Raw genomic sequence first — 14852 nt, 5'->3', positions numbered from 1 at the left:
AGGTGCTCGTTTCCCCATGGACATCACACCCGCTGGAGTTCCCGACAAGTTCGCCGTCCTCGGCCTCACCTTCGACGACGTGCTGCTGCAGCCCAACGAGTCCGACGTCATCCCCTCCGAGGCCAGCACCCGGTCCCGGGTCAGCCGCAACGTCTGGGTGAACATCCCGCTGCTGTCCAGCGCGATGGACACCGTCACCGAGGCCCGGATGGCGATCGCGATGGCCCGCCAGGGCGGCCTCGGCGTCCTGCACCGCAACCTCTCGATCGAGGACCAGGCCCAGCAGGTCGACCTGGTCAAGCGCTCCGAGTCCGGCATGATCGCCCAGCCGATCACGATCGGTCCGGACGCCAGCATCGGCGAGGCCGACGCGCTGTGCGCGCAGTACCGGATCTCCGGCGTGCCCGTCGTGGACGACGCCGGTGTTCTGGTCGGCATCGTGACGAACCGCGACATGCGCTTCGAGAACGACCTGTCCCGCCCGGTCCGCGAGGTGATGACCAAGCAGCCGCTGATCACCGGCAAGCAGGGCATCTCGGCCGACGACGCGATGGCGCTGCTGAGCAAGCACAAGGTGGAGAAGCTGCCGCTGGTCGACGACGCCGGCAAGCTGACCGGCCTGATCACGCTGAAAGACTTCGTCAAGCGGGACAAGTTCCCGCTGTCCACCAAGGACGGCAGCGGCCGGTTGATGGTCGGCGCCGCGATCGGCTTCTTCGGCGAGGCGTACAAGCGGGCCATGTCCCTGGTCGAGGCCGGTGTCGACGTGCTCGTCGTGGACACCGCGCACGGTCACTCCCAGGCGCAGCTGGAGATCATCCGCAAGCTCAAGGCCGACCCGGCGACCCGCGGTGTGGACATCGTCGGCGGCAACGTCGGCACCCGCGCGGGTGCGCAGGCCCTGGTCGAGGCCGGTGCGGACGGTGTCAAGGTCGGCGTCGGCCCGGGCTCGATCTGTACGACGCGGGTCGTGTCCGGCGTCGGCGTTCCGCAGGTCACCGCGATCTACGAGGCCTCGCTGGCGTGCAAGGCGGCCGGCGTCCCGGTCATCGGCGACGGCGGCCTGCAGTACTCCGGCGACATCGCCAAGGCGCTCGTCGCCGGTGCGGACACAGTCATGCTGGGCTCGCTGCTGGCCGGCTGCGAGGAGTCGCCGGGCGACCTGGTGTTCATCAACGGCAAGCAGTTCAAGGCGTACCGCGGGATGGGTTCGCTCGGCGCGATGCAGTCCGGCGGCCTGCGCAAGTCGTACTCCAAGGACCGCTACTTCCAGCACGACGGCGGCTCCGACGAGAAGCTGATCGCCGAGGGCGTCGAGGGTCAGGTCCCGTACCGCGGACCGCTGTCGGCCGTCGCGCACCAGCTGATCGGCGGCCTGCGCCAGTCGATGTGGTACACCGGCGCTCGCACCGTCCCGGAGCTGCAGGACAAGGGCCGCTTCGTCCGCATCACCTCCGCCGGCCTCCAGGAGTCCCACCCGCACGACATCCAGATGACGGTCGAGGCGCCGAACTACTCCGGCCGCTGACCCGCCCCCCAATCCCGCCTGGATTGGTTGCCGTGTGACAACCTGTACGTACAGGTCGCAACCTTGTATGTACAGGTTCGTGCGGTGGAGGTGTGGATGACTGCTGAGGTGCCACTTCGGCGGATCGAGGTGAGCGGCCTCACCTCGCTGCGTCATGCGACGTTGGACCTGTCGAGTGCCGTCACGCTGCTGGTCGGTCCGAACGGTGCAGGCAAGAGCAACGTGGTCGACGCCTTCGAGATGCTCGGACGGATCATCGATCAGCAGTTGAACGACACCCTGGTGCGGACCGGTGGCTTCGCGACCATGCTGCACCGGACGCGGGATCCTGCGCTATCACCTGAGTCGATCGAGATCGAGGTGTGGGGTGAGTGGCAGGGGCAGATCTCGAACGGCTACCGCGTCCGGGTCGAGGCCGGCACCGACGACACCGCGGTCGTGCGGGAGACTGTGATGTTCCACGACCGATCGCGGTTCGATGAGCCGTACACGACGGTTCTGCGAACGGCTCGAGAGAGCAAACTGCGGGACGAGGCGGAAACCTCTCGCACAGCGTCGTATGTGCTCGGGGTGGTCTCGGGCTGCCGAGTATTCCATTTCGACGACACGAGCGCCGATGCACCGGTGAAACGGCGGGTCGATCCGGCCGACAACATCACACTGCATCCGGACGCACGCAACGTCGCTGCCGTCCTGCTGCGGCTGCGTGCGGAGGATCCGTCCCGGTACGGCCGCATAGTCCGCGTCGTACGTACTGTTGCGCCGTACTTCGACGACTTTGTGCTCGAGCCAGAAGGCGGAGCGATCAGGCTCAGATGGCGCGAGCGCGGACTCGACTCGGTATTCTCTGCCAACAATCTGAGCGACGGGACCTTGCGGTTCATCTGCTTGGCGGTCCTCCTGCTACAGGACAACGCGGCAGGCACGATCGTCCTTGACGAGCCGGAGCTGGGTCTGCACCCGTTCGCGATCCACCAACTCGCAGCCCTCCTACGCAGAGCCGCCGGCGATCGACGTGTGGTTGCCGCCACGCAGTCGGTGACCCTCCTAGAGCAGTTCAGCGTGGACGAGGTCGCGATTGTCGAGCGGACCAGCGAAGGCACCCAGATTCAGCGGCCGGACCCTCGCTCGCTCGAGGAGTGGCTCGGGGACTATTCACTGGGTGAGCTGTGGGAGAAGAACCTGCTGGGCGGACGGCCTCGTCCGGACGACTCGCCCCGTGTGGTGAGTGGATGACGACCTTCCGCCAGATCGCGATCGTGGTGGAAGGCCAGACTGAGTCCGCGTTCGTCAGTGAGATCTTGGCGCCGTACCTGCAGGCCACCGGTGTCTATGTCACGCCGGTCATCGTCACGACGTCGCGGCTCGCCAACGGGACCACCTTCAAGGGTGGCGGAACAGTGTGGAAGCACTACGAGAACGACATCCGGAGACTACTGCGTGCCACGCACTTCCACTGTGTGTCGATCCTGCTCGACTTCTACGCTTACCCGCGCAATGCTCCCGGTTCCGACTGCTGTGACCGGCCGCACACCGCGCGGAACTGTGCCGACCTGCGGACCAAGGCGATGGGGGAAGAAATCGGCGATGCACGCTTCGTCCCTCACGTCGTGCTGCACGAGTTCGAGACGTGGGTGATCGCCGCGGCGATGGACACGAATCGAGTGCTCGGGGACGCAGGCGTCGCGAAGCGGCTGCAGGCTGAGGCTCGCTCGGTCGGCGGGGACGTCGAACTGTTGAACGACTCGCGGGCAACGGCGCCCTCCAAGCGGGTGCTGAAGTCGTGGCCCGACTACGACAAGGTGACCGACGGCGTCGAGGTCATTCGGGAGGCGGGTCTGCCGGCGGTGCTCGAGCGTTGTCCCGGCCTCAGGGGCTGGGTCGGCCGGTTGCTGGCCCAGTGAGAATCGAGCGCTAGTTGCCTCGGTAAGCTGTCGCCATGACCGAGATCGAGATCGGCCGTGCCAAGCGTGGGCGGCAGGCGTACGCGTTCGACGACATCGCGATTGTGCCGTCGCGCCGGACGCGGGACCCCGAGGAGGTCTCGGTTGCCTGGCAGATCGACGCGTACCGGTTCGAGCTGCCGATCCTGGCCGCGCCGATGGACTCGGTGATGTCGCCGGCCACCGCGATCGCGATCGGCAAGGCCGGCGGTCTCGGCGTGCTCAACCTCGAAGGTCTCTGGACGCGGTACGAGGACCCGACCAGCCTGCTCGAGGAGATCACCAGCCTCGAGACGCAGCAGGCCACGCACCGGCTGCAGGAGATCTACTCGGCGCCGATCAAGCCCGAGCTGCTTTCCCAGCGGGTGCAGGAGATCCGCGACTCCGGTGTGACCGTGGCCGGTGCGCTGTCGCCGCAGCGGACCAAGCAGTTCGCGAAGCATGTCGTGGACGCGGGCGTCGACCTGTTCGTCATCCGCGGTACGACGGTGTCGGCCGAGCACGTGTCCGGCCAGGCGGAGCCGCTCAACCTGAAGCAGTTCATCTACGACCTCGACGTACCGGTGATCGTCGGTGGCTGCGCGACGCACCAGGCAGCGTTGCACCTGATGCGGACCGGTGCGGCCGGCGTGCTCGTCGGCTTCGGCGGTGGCGCGGCGCACACTACCCGCAAGGTGCTCGGCGTTGCCGTGCCGATGGCGAGCGCGGTGGCCGATGTGGCCGCGGCGCGGCGGGACTACATGGACGAGTCCGGCGGCCGGTACGTGCATGTCATCGCGGACGGCTCGGTCGGGCGGTCCGGCGACGTAGCGAAGGCGATCGCCTGCGGTGCGGACGCGGTGATGGTCGGCTCGCCGCTGGCGCGGGCGAGCGACGCCCCGGGTGGCGGATACCACTGGGGTGCCGAGGCCTGGCATCAGGACCTGCCGCGCGGCGAGCGGGTCGAGGTCGGCGTCACCGGCACGATGGAGCAGATCCTGTTCGGCCCGTCCTGGGTCCCCGACGGCACGATGAACCTGGTCGGCGCCCTCAAGCGAGCGATGGCGACCACCGGCTACACGGAGCTCAAGGAGTTCCAGCGAGTCGAGGTCGTCGTCGGTTGAGCACCGGCGTCCTGCTTCTGCACGGTTCGAGCGGTACGCCGGACGCCGACCGTGCGCGCGTGCTCGAAGCGGAGGGGTACGACGTACTCGCGCCGCGGTGGACCGTCACGCACGAGGTGCCGCTGGAGTCGTTTCCGCTCGACGAGTTGGCGGTACGCAACGACCGCCTCGTCGTGATGGGCAGCTCCTGGGGTGCTGAGGCAGCACTGCTGCTCGGTGCGCTCGACGCGCGCGTCGACACGGTGGTCGCGTTCGCCCCGAGCGCCTACGTCTGGGGCCGGCTCCTGGACGACGGGAGCCAGCGATCGGCGTGGACCTGGCAGGGCGAGCCGCTGCCGTTCGTACCGTTCGACCCGGACTGGAAGCCCGAGGACGATCCGCCGAGCTACACCGGCCTGTACCGCCTGAGTGCGCAGACGGCTGCCGACGAGACGCGGATCCCGGTGGAGCGCATCGGCAAGGTGTTGCTGATCGCCGGTGGGGACGACCAGGTGTGGCCGGCGGTGGAGTTCGCGGACGAGATCGTCCGCCGGCGTGGTGAGCGTCCGACCCGGATCGTGATCGGGCCGGAGGCTGGGCATCGTCCGGTGCTGCCGGGTGAGGAGCCGAAGTCGGCCGGTCAGCGGATGGCCCGCGGCGGCACCGAGCAAGCCGATCGTGAGCTCGGCGAGCGAGCCTGGGCCGAGATCCGCAACCTGCTCGCAGGCTGAGCGAAATGCTACGAGTCCACACACCTTGATGGGTTCTGGAAGGATTGCGGCATGGGACTATTCAGCCGACGGAGCAGCCAGGACACGGACAATGTTGCCCTCGCCGCGGCGCGGGGCCAATTGTCTCCCGATGACGTGGACCAGGTGCGTTTCCTGATCACCACCAAGAAGGCGGTGCATGCGGTCAAGCTGATCCGCGACCGCACCGGCCTCGACCTCAAGCAGTCCAAGGAGCTGGTCGACGACATCCGGCTCGGCCGCTATGTGCCGCCGACCACCGGTACGCCGCTCGTCCGCCGCCCGGGCACCAACCTGGCCGAGCGCACCCGCGCCCTCAAGGCTGCCGGTGAGCTGCACCAGGCCACTGCCCTGGTCGTCTCCGAAACCGGGATGAGCGAGGTCGAGGCAGGCCTGTTCGTCGGCGCCCTCCGCGCCGACGCCCAAGATCTCTAACCTTTCACGTAGGACAGCTTCTCGGCGACCTTCCCGTCGCGCAGCCGCAGTACGTCGACCCCGCGGATGTGCCCGCGATCGCCGGACGACTCACGCCACGAGTACCGCCACCGCACGACGGCCCGGTCGCCGAGCACCACGGTCTCCTCGGTCTCGAAGTGTGGGTCGTCGGTGTCCGCGAACAGCCGCGCCCACTCCGCCCGTACGGCGTCCATGCCCTCGAGGCGGCTGCCGTCGGGGGACGGCGAGGTCGACTCGAACACGATGTCGTCGGTGACCAACGACATCACCGTCTCCAGGTCCCCTGCGTCGAACGCGCTGCCGAACCGGTCGAGCACGTCGAGCGCCGGACTCCAGCCCGGATCACGTCCGAAGGCAGCCAGCAGCTTGTCGGCGGGATCGGTGAAGCCGTCGAGGTGCGTGCCGATCATGCCCGCCGACCGGTAGATCTGCTCGCGCTCCGCGAACCAGGGCCCGACCTCGTCGACCAGGTCGGCGTCGAGACGTGGTCGAGCACCGATCGCCACCGCCAGGTCCCACCCGTGGATCAGGTGATCGGCGGCGAGCTGGCGCAGGTACTCGTGTGGGTCCTCGTCGCCGTACGACAGATGCACCTTGTCGATCGACCGGGTCGCCGCAACGGTCGCCTCACGGGCCGCGTACGACGCCGCGCCGGCCGGATCGTCCTCGAGCAGATCCCCGTCGAGCGCGGTCCCGACCTCGGCGATCGTCTTGCCGTCCATCAGCGGCACGGTCCACCGCTCCTCGCCGACGACGTGGTTCACCAGTGCCCGGACGTCCCAGTCCGAGCACGGCGTCGGCGCCGACCATTGATCGGCTGCCACCCCTGAGACCAGCTCCGCGAAGTTCGCGACCGTGCGGTTGTGCAGTTCAACTACATCCATCACCCGCACCCCCTCCCAAGCGTCAGCGTCCGCCCGGCAGGGCAGGACGTCAACGGCCGAGCTGGAGTTGCTGGGCGGCTTCGTGGGCGTGGTGGGACGCGGCGAGGTCGCCGGTGGCGGCAAGCAAGTTGCCGTGGTGCCGGTAGCAGGCCCCGGCCAGCTCCTTCATCATCTCGTTGTCGTCGGTGAACGGGATCAGCGCGGTCGCGACCTCCGCGCACCAGCCGCCGAGGTCGAGCGCGATCTCGGTCCGGCCGGCCTGGTAGTACGCCTCGGAGATGTCGAGCAGGAGCTGCGCCCAGATCGGCACGTACGTGCTGGTCTCGTACCGCATCCGGTGCGACTCGCGCTCCGACGAGATCGCGAACAGGTAGTGCGCTTCGAGGCCGAGCGTCAGTCCGGCGTCCGCGTCCTGCAGCAACAGCGGCCGCACCAGCTCCGCCAGCTCGGTCGCACGGACAGCGGCAGACTCCGGGTCCGTCCGGCCCGACACGGTTGCCAGCGTCATCCCCGGCGCGGGCTCGCTCAGAGCCAGCAACCGGTGGTACTGCTCGAACGGCCCGAGCTTGATCTCGGCGTTCTCCAGCGCGGCGACCAGCGTCAGCGGCAGCCCGCGGTCCAGCTCCTCGACCACCCGGACGGCCGTCTCGCCGTCGGTGTCGTACGCCGTCCGCAGGCACGCCTCGCCCTCGAGGCGGCCGATGATGCCGAGGTGCTTGCCCTTCCGGACGAGCGCGGCCACCAGCGTGCGCATGTCGGTCGTCGAGTCCGAATCGGCCAGCGTGTCGGCGGTCGTCAACCCGATCTCGTCCGCTTCGAGCGCGAGGTCGAGTCGTCCCTCGGCCGCGTGGACGTCGGCCGACACCGCGGTCGCCGTACACAGGTAGCGCGCGTACGACAGTGACTGTGGGCTCTCGTTGATCTGATCGGCGAGCTGCAGGAACAGCTGGGTGGCCGCATCCGCGGAGGCGACCGCCAGCGCGGGGTCGCCGTACCGCCGCAGGATCAGGGCGTTCATCGCGAGCACGCGGGCGAAGTCCGGCTGGTGCTTGATCCCCTCCGGACCGCCGACCAGCTGGCCGTACGCGATCACTGCGCCGTCCATCTCCAGTACTGCGGTGGCGCCGTGACCGCGATGCGCCTGCGTCATCGCCCGCCGGGCGCGGACGTCGGCGAGGAAGCAGGTGGCGTCCAGCACCCCGGCGTCCTGCAGCTCGGTGTAGCCGAGTTGGGCCTCGTGCAGCGCGGCGAGCGCCTCCTCGTGGCGGCCGGACGCGTTCAGTGAGCCGGCCAGCTCGTACTGGGTCGCGGCCATCAGGTGCTTGGCCTCGTAGTGGTTCGGGTGCCCTTCGGCCCGCTCCCTGGCCAGCTCGATGACACGCTGCTGGTACGGCCCGGCTTCGTCGGCCCGGCCCTCCTCGATCAGCACCTGGGCTGTCTGCAGCGCCTCGCCGAGCTCGTCCTCAGGAGGCGTCCAGAGCCCCCCGCTGTCCACCATCTTGACGATCCACCCCTTCGCAGGCTTCAGCCGCTCAGCTTAATGGGGATCTGATACTGACACTGTCGATTACTGGCAGGTAGCCTAGGCAGATGAGCGAGCGTAGCGAGCGAACACAAAAATACAGCCGAGCAACTCGCTCATGCCGGAACCGAGCGTAGCGAGGTGGAGGCATGAGCGAGCAGACGTCGATTCCCGCGGATCCGGAGCTCGATCCGACCGCGTCGTACGCGACCGACCAGTCGGTCATCCGCCGGCTGTCGGGGCTGCTGCGGGCGACGGCCGGCACCAGGACGTCGTACGCGCCGGCCACCGGGCAGCCGATCGCGGACCTGCCGGTGTCCCGCGAGGACGACGTGGTCGCCGCGGTCCGGCTCGCCCGGAAGACCCAGCAGACCTGGCGCCAGGTGCCGCTCGCCGAGCGCGCCGCGATCCTGCTGCGGTACCACGACCTGGTCCTCGACCACCGCCACGAGCTGGTCGACCTGATCATCCGCGAGTCCGGCAAGGCGCGGAAGCAGGCGTTCGAGGAGCTCGCGCACGTCGCGCTGACGGCCCGGTACTACGGCCGCAAGGCCGCCGAACTGCTCGAGCCGCAGCGCAAGCTCGGCATCTTCCCGGTGCTGACCCGGGCCGAGGAGCGGTTCGTGCCGAAGGGTGTCGTCGGCATCATCTCGCCGTGGAACTACCCGCTGACGATGGCGATCTCCGACGGGCTGCCCGCGATCCTGGCCGGCAACACGGTCGTGCACAAACCGGACAGCCAGACCCCGCTGACCGCGCTCCGCGGGATCGAGCTGCTGTACGAGGCCGGCCTGCCGCGGGAAGCCTGGCTCGCGGTGAACGGCGACGGCCCGACCGTCGGCGGCGCGCTGATCCAGAACGCCGACTACATCTGCTTCACCGGCTCGACCAGGACCGGCCGATTGGTCGCGAAGCAGTGCGGTGAGCGGCTGATCGGCTGCAGCCTCGAGCTCGGCGGCAAGAACCCGATGCTGGTACTGCGCGACGCCGACCTCAACCGCGCCGCGGAAGGCGCCGTCCGCGCCTGCTTCGCGAACGCCGGCCAGCTCTGCGTCTCGATGGAGCGGCTGTACGTCGCCGACCAGGTGTACGACGCTTTCGTGACGGCCTTCGTGGACCGGGTGAAGAAGCTCCGGCTCTCGGCCGGCACCGGTTGGGACGTCGACATGGGCTCGCTGATCTCGAAGGCGCAGCTCGAGACGGTCACCCGGCATGTCGAGGACGCCCGCTCGCAGGGTGCAACGGTGCTGGTAGGCGGCAAGCCACGCCCGGACATCGGGCCGCTCTTCTACGAGCCGACGGTGCTGTCCGGCGTCACCCCCGCGATGGAGTGCTTCGACAACGAGACCTTCGGGCCGGTCGTCTCGATCTACCGGTTCTCCGACGAGTCCGAGGCGATCCAGCGCGCCAACGAGGGCGAGTACGGCCTGAACGCGAGCGTCTGGACCCGCGACGGCCGGCGTGGTCGCGCGGTCGCGGCGCAGCTGATGGCCGGCACGGTCAACGTCAACGAGGGGTACGGCGCGACGTTCGGGTCGATCGACACCCCGATGGGTGGGATGCGATCGTCCGGCCTCGGCCGCCGCCAGGGCGTCGAGGGCATCCGCCGGTACGTCGAACCGCAGGCGATCGCCACCCAGAGGGTGATCCCGATCGCGGCCTCGCACGGGCTGTCCGACGAGAAGTTCGCCGAGCTGATGACCGGCGCACTGCGGGTGCTGAAGAAGATCGGCCGGCCGTGAGCTTCGACTACGACGTACTGGTCATCGGGTCCGGGTTCGGCGGGTCCGTCAGTGCGTTGCGGCTGACCGAGAAGGGCTACCGGGTCGCCGTGCTCGAGGCCGGTGCGCGGTTCGAGGACAGTGCGTTCGCGAAGAACTCGTGGGACACCAAGCGGTTTCTGTTCGCGCCGAAGCTGGGGATGTACGGCATCCAGCGGATCAGCGCGCTGCGCGACGTGATCATCCTGTCCGGCGCCGGGGTCGGCGGCGGCAGCCTCGTCTACGCGAACACGCTGTACGAACCGCTGCCCGCGTTCTACACCGATCGTCAGTGGGCGCACATCACCGACTGGAAGTCCGAGCTGGCGCCGTACTACGACCAGGCGAAGCGGATGCTCGGCGTCGCGACGTACCCGGGGTTCACGCCGGCCGACAAGGTGATGAAGCAGGTCGCCGACGACCTGGGCGTGGGCGACACGTTCCACCCGACGCCGGTCGGAGTGTTCTTCGGTGAGGCCGGCGTCGAGGTCGAGGACCCGTACTTCGGTGGCGCCGGACCGCGTCGTACCGGCTGCATCGACTGCGGCGAGTGCATGACCGGCTGCCGGCACAACGCGAAGAACACGCTGACGAAGAACTACCTCTACCTGGCCGAGAAGTCCGGCGCGGAGGTGTACTCGCTGACCACCGTGACCTCGGTCGAGCCGCTGCCGGACGGCGGGTACGCCGTGGACACCCGCCGTACCTCGAACCGGAAGCTCACCCGGCGGTTCACCGCGCAGCAGGTGGTCTTCGCGGCTTCCGCACTCGGTACGGCGAAACTCCTGCACCGGCTCCGCGACGAGGGGAAGCTGCCCGGGCTGTCCGACCGGCTCGGTGTGCTGACCCGGACCAACTCGGAGTCCCTGCTCGGTGCGATCGCGAAGGACCGCGACGTCGACTACAGCCGCGGGGTCGCGATCACATCGTCGTTCCACCCGGACGACATCACCCACATCGAACCGGTCCGGTACGGCAAGGGCAGCAACGTGATGTCGCTGCTGCAGACCGTGCTGACCGACGGCGACGGCGACAAGCCGCGCTGGCGGACCTGGCTGCGGGAGCTCGGCGTGCAGCGGAAGAACATCCGCCGGCTGTACGACCTGAAGCACTGGTCCGAGCGGACCGTGATCGCGCTGGTGATGCAGACCGCGGACAACTCGATCACCACGTTCGGCAAGCGGGACCGGCTCGGCCGCTGGCGGCTGACGTCCAAGCAGGGCCACGGCGCCCCGAACCCGTCCTGGATCCCGGTCGCGAACCAGGTGGTCCGGCGGATGGCGAAGCTGATGAACGGCACCCCGGGCGGGACGATCGGGGAGCCGTTCAACGTGCCGATGACCGCGCACTTCATCGGCGGCTGCGCGATCGGGGACTCGGCCGGGACCGGCGTCGTCGACCCGTACCACCGGGTCTACGGGTACGACGGCCTGCACATCGTCGACGGTTCGACGATCTCCGCGAACCTCGGCGTCAACCCGTCGCTGACGATCACCGCCCAGGCCGAGCGCGCCCTCTCGTTCTGGCCGAACAAGGGCGCTGACGACCCGCGGCCCGCGGTCGGTTCGGCGTACCAGCGGGTGCAGCCGGTGAAGCCCGCGCATCCCGTCGTACCCGCCGATGCGCCGGGTGCTCTTCGGCTGCCGATCTTCCCGAAACAGTCTGTGACGGAGTCGTAACAGAAGCGCAACCGTCGCTATCCCTGACAGCCCCGGACCCGGGGCCGTGAACACCCTGTGGAGCCGTTGGACAGGTAATACCTTGTGCAACGCCCCGACGAGTTGGGCAGACCCTCGCCAATTGGCGGGAGCAATTGCGCGACAAATGAAAAAGCCTCAGCAGTAGGTTTGCTGAGGCTGATGAAATGTGCTGAGAAAGGGAGCAGGTCCCTCGGGAACGTTTCCGCCCAAATCGTTTCCCGAGGGACCCACTCAAGCCGGGGTGAGGCGCCCGGCGCTTGGGATCGGGTCACCAGCCATAGCTGGCGACCCGAGCTCTTGGTTACTACCTTACATCCGATTTCCGGGGCTGAGTGTCCTTGTGACCACTCTGCGTGCTGATCGTAATGATCAGCATTTGTAGCTCCTGGTAATCAGGTGGCGGTCTTCCTTGCGGTAACCGCCTTCGTACACATCAACGAGCCCATCTACGGGGGGTTACGAGGTTCTCCAGAAAAGTCCAGAAACTTTTCCCGGAGAGTGCGGAGAGTGGTCGTGAGGCACTTCGGCCGGAGGTGTTCCACGTGACGCCCGCCGCAGCCCCGCCGTACCCATCTGTCCTACTGTGAGCCGACCGTTCTGATGAGGCAGGAGAAGCCGTGAGCGAGCGTAGCGAGGGAACAAAGAGCAGAGCCGACCTTGTCGCTCAGGCCGGAGCTGAGCGAAGCGAGGCGCAGGTATGAGTGACATCCTGGACGTGGCACGTGAGCAGGTTCTGGAGCAGGGCACCGGGCTGAGCCAGGAGCAATTGGCCGAGGTGCTCCGGACTCCGGACGACCGGCTGCCCGAATTGCTCGCGCTCGCGCACGACGTCCGGGTGAAGTGGTGCGGCGAGGAGGTCGAGGTCGAGGGGATCATCTCGCTCAAGACCGGCGGCTGCCCCGAGGACTGTCACTTCTGCTCGCAGTCCGGTCAGTTCACCTCGCCGGTGCGGTCGGTCTGGCTGAACATCCCCGAGCTGGTCGAGGCCGCCAAGGAGACCGCGAAGACCGGTGCGACCGAGTTCTGCATCGTCGCCGCGGTCCGTGGACCGGACCAGCGGCTGATGAGCCAGGTGAAGGCCGGCATCGAGGCGATCAACGCCGAGGTCGAGATCAACATCGCCTGCTCGCTCGGCATGCTCACCCAGGAGCAGGTCGACGAGCTGAAGTCGTGGGGCGTGCACCGGTACAACCACAACCTCGAGTCGGCCCGGTCGTACTTCGGCGACGTCGTCACCACGCACTCGTTCGAGGAGCGCTGGGACACCTGCCTGATGGTCAAGGAGTCCGGCATGGAGCTGTGCTGCGGCGGCCTGGTCGGGATGGGCGAGACGCTCGAGCAGCGCGCCGAGCTCGCCGCGCAGCTGGCCGAGCTCGAGCCGCACGAGGTTCCGCTGAACTTCCTCAACCCGCGACCGGGTACGCCGTTCGGCAACCTCGACGTCATGGACGGCAAGGACGCGCTGCGGACCATCGCCGCGTTCCGGCTGGCGATGCCGCGCACCGTCCTGCGGTACGCCGGTGGCCGCGAGCTGACCCTCGGCGACCTGGGGACCCGGGACGGACTGCTCGGCGGGATCAACGCCGTGATCGTCGGCAACTACCTGACCACGCTCGGCCGCCCGGCGACCGCCGACCTCGACCTGCTGGCCGAGCTGAAGATGCCGGTGAAAGAGCTGCAGAAGACGCTGTGACCGAGCTCTACTGCGGCCGGTGTGGCCGCGAGGTCGCCGACGGCGGACACGACGACTGCCACCGGGCGCTCGCGTTGGAGCCGCCGAGGTACTGCGCCGAGTGCCGCCGCCGGATGATCGTCCAGGTCCATCCGATGGGCTGGTCGGCCCGCTGCTCGGTCCACGGCGAACTCAGCTCCGATTGAGTCGCGGACGCCGCCGTTGGGCTGACCCAGCGTGTCGGATATCGTCCTTGTGTGGCTAACCTCGCCGTGCCGATCGTGCTCCCTGAGCTCGGTAAAGCGAGATGGACGCCCGCGCAGCTCTTCGGGTACGAGATCGCTCTGGAAGGAATCCGGCAATCGGTCGGGTTCTACGCCCAGCAGATCGCCCGAGCGGAAGCTGCCGGCAATCTCGAAGCTGCCGCTGCGCTGCGTGCGGATCAGGCGACCTGGGCGCAGCGCGGCCACGACCTCGACCCGCTGAACGCCCGGGCGGTCAAGCGGATCCGTGACGCCGTCGATGCGCTGCTCAGCGTCGATGGAGAAGAGGACACCGAGGAAGCGCCGGCCGCGGAGGGCGAGCTGGATGAGCAGGATGGTCGAGGTGACTGAGCAGGATCGGTTCCTGCTGAGCGACGCGGACAGTGAGCGGATCTTCCGCGAGCGGATCGTTCCCGACCAGCTCACCGGTACCCAGCAGGATCACCCGGCAGCCGTCTTCGTCGCTGGTCAGCCTGGCGACGGCAAGGCCGGCGTCACCGGACTGGTGCAGGCCACCCTGGCCGAACGCGGCCGTCCCGTCGTCCTCAGCGCAACCATCCTCGAGGCCTACCACCCACGGCTGCACGAACCCATCACCGACGATCGCACCACCGCTGACCGCTATGTCGAGGCTGATGGCCTCCGGTGGCTCGCCCGCGCCGAGGACCACGTGATCCAGCAGCGATGCGACGTGGTCGTCGAGACCGAGGTCGCCGACCCGGAGGCGTTCGCGGCGTCGGCGGCTGCGTTCAAGGCAGCCGGTTACCACGTCGAGGTGGCGATCCTCGCAGTACACGAGGCCCACAGCCGGCTCGGCGTACTGCAGCGTCACCTCCGTGCCCTGGAAGCATTCGGCTTCGGCCGGCTGGTCACGCAGAGCCGCCACGACGCCGGGTACGCCGGTGTGCTGCGGGCCGCCGAGCTGATCGACGCAGGCGACTGGGCCGACCGCGTCGGCGTACTGCGGCCGGACGGTCAGCTGATCTACGGCAACGAGCGCGCCGGCGCCTGGCAGCAGCCGGCCCGGACCGCGGATGCGATCACCTGGGAGCGGGAGCGGACCTGGACGGTGCCCGAGTCGCGTGACTTCCTCGACGCGACCAGCGCTGTCGAGCGGTTCGGGCTGTCCGCGCCGGTGCAGTGGATCCGGGACGAGGGGGTCGACGGCGCGAAGGCCCTGATGGCGCTGGCCAAGCCTCGTCTCGATCCGGTAGCCGTCACGTTGCACATCGCGAAGGCCGGGACCTCCTTCTCGAGGTACTGATCACATCGCTACGTGCGTCGGCGTACGGA

Annotated in this window: 14 protein-coding genes; 12 read left to right on the top strand and 2 right to left on the bottom strand. The window is 68.5% G+C overall.

Going from position 1 to position 14852, the window contains the following annotated elements:
- The first annotated feature begins 16 nt into the window (after positions 1 to 16).
- From guaB to OHA18_RS08615, 6 genes are all read left to right on the top strand, one after another.
- Positions 17 to 1528, top strand: a complete 1512-nt coding sequence (gene guaB / locus OHA18_RS08640) for an IMP dehydrogenase (RefSeq protein ID WP_329003331.1) — start codon at positions 17 to 19, stop codon at positions 1526 to 1528.
- A 96-nt stretch (positions 1529 to 1624) separates the two neighbouring features.
- Entirely contained in the window at positions 1625 to 2764 is a 1140-nt protein-coding gene (locus OHA18_RS08635) for an AAA family ATPase (protein WP_329003330.1), read from the top strand.
- On the top strand, positions 2761 to 3432 hold the full coding sequence (locus OHA18_RS08630) for a DUF4276 family protein (RefSeq protein WP_329003329.1): 672 nt from the start codon (positions 2761 to 2763) through the stop codon (positions 3430 to 3432). Before OHA18_RS08635 ends, OHA18_RS08630 begins: the two co-directional genes overlap by 4 nt.
- A 35-nt stretch (positions 3433 to 3467) precedes the next feature.
- Positions 3468 to 4574 carry a GuaB3 family IMP dehydrogenase-related protein gene (locus OHA18_RS08625; RefSeq protein WP_131335103.1) on the top strand — a complete coding sequence of 369 codons (1107 nt, stop codon included), beginning with the start codon at positions 3468 to 3470 and terminating at the stop codon, positions 4572 to 4574.
- Positions 4571 to 5284 (top strand): acyl-CoA thioester hydrolase/BAAT C-terminal domain-containing protein, encoded by a 714-nt coding sequence (locus tag OHA18_RS08620; protein WP_329003328.1) that lies wholly within the window; start codon positions 4571 to 4573, stop codon positions 5282 to 5284. The genes OHA18_RS08625 and OHA18_RS08620 overlap by 4 nt, the downstream gene beginning before the upstream one ends.
- Before the next feature lie 51 nt (positions 5285 to 5335).
- Positions 5336 to 5737, top strand: coding sequence for a hypothetical protein (locus tag OHA18_RS08615; protein ID WP_329003327.1), 402 nt, complete (start codon positions 5336 to 5338; stop codon positions 5735 to 5737).
- Here the strand turns inward: OHA18_RS08615 and OHA18_RS08610 are convergent.
- Together OHA18_RS08610 and OHA18_RS08605 are read right to left on the bottom strand one after the other, a co-directional pair.
- The gene (locus OHA18_RS08610; RefSeq protein WP_329003326.1) at positions 5734 to 6642 is read right to left on the bottom strand and encodes a TIGR03086 family metal-binding protein; all 909 of its coding nucleotides are present in this window, start codon (positions 6640 to 6642) and stop codon (positions 5734 to 5736) included. The genes OHA18_RS08615 and OHA18_RS08610 overlap by 4 nt on opposite strands.
- Positions 6643 to 6691: 49 nt before the next feature.
- Positions 6692 to 8140: a hypothetical protein gene (locus OHA18_RS08605; protein ID WP_329003325.1), complete on the bottom strand. Its 1449-nt coding sequence runs from the start codon at positions 8138 to 8140 to the stop codon at positions 6692 to 6694.
- Positions 8141 to 8313: 173 nt separating this feature from the next.
- Here OHA18_RS08605 and OHA18_RS08600 point away from each other — a divergent pair, with 173 nt between their 5' ends.
- The 6 genes from OHA18_RS08600 (at position 8314) to OHA18_RS08575 (ending at position 14823) form a co-directional block, all read left to right on the top strand.
- Positions 8314 to 9906 (top strand): succinic semialdehyde dehydrogenase, encoded by a 1593-nt coding sequence (locus OHA18_RS08600; protein ID WP_329003324.1) that lies wholly within the window; start codon positions 8314 to 8316, stop codon positions 9904 to 9906.
- A complete protein-coding gene (locus tag OHA18_RS08595; protein WP_329003323.1) occupies positions 9903 to 11603 on the top strand; it encodes a GMC family oxidoreductase in 1701 nt (566 codons plus the stop codon). Before OHA18_RS08600 ends, OHA18_RS08595 begins: the two co-directional genes overlap by 4 nt.
- Positions 11604 to 12321: 718 nt before the next feature.
- Positions 12322 to 13317: a biotin synthase BioB gene (gene bioB / locus OHA18_RS08590; protein WP_329003322.1), complete on the top strand. Its 996-nt coding sequence runs from the start codon at positions 12322 to 12324 to the stop codon at positions 13315 to 13317.
- Entirely contained in the window at positions 13314 to 13502 is a 189-nt protein-coding gene (bsaP, locus tag OHA18_RS08585; protein WP_329003321.1) for a biotin synthase auxiliary protein BsaP, read from the top strand. Before bioB ends, bsaP begins: the two co-directional genes overlap by 4 nt.
- Positions 13503 to 13553: 51 nt before the next feature.
- Positions 13554 to 13910, top strand: coding sequence for a hypothetical protein (locus tag OHA18_RS08580; RefSeq protein WP_329003320.1), 357 nt, complete (start codon positions 13554 to 13556; stop codon positions 13908 to 13910).
- The gene (locus tag OHA18_RS08575) at positions 13903 to 14823 is read left to right on the top strand and encodes a zeta toxin family protein (protein ID WP_329003318.1); all 921 of its coding nucleotides are present in this window, start codon (positions 13903 to 13905) and stop codon (positions 14821 to 14823) included. The genes OHA18_RS08580 and OHA18_RS08575 overlap by 8 nt, the downstream gene beginning before the upstream one ends.
- The last annotated feature ends 29 nt before the right edge of the window (positions 14824 to 14852 follow it).

It is taken from the genome of Kribbella sp. NBC_00709, assembly GCF_036226565.1.
Taxonomy (GTDB): domain Bacteria; phylum Actinomycetota; class Actinomycetes; order Propionibacteriales; family Kribbellaceae; genus Kribbella.
Note: the sequence above shows the minus strand (reverse complement) of the source record. Positions and strands in the feature narration are given on the sequence as shown.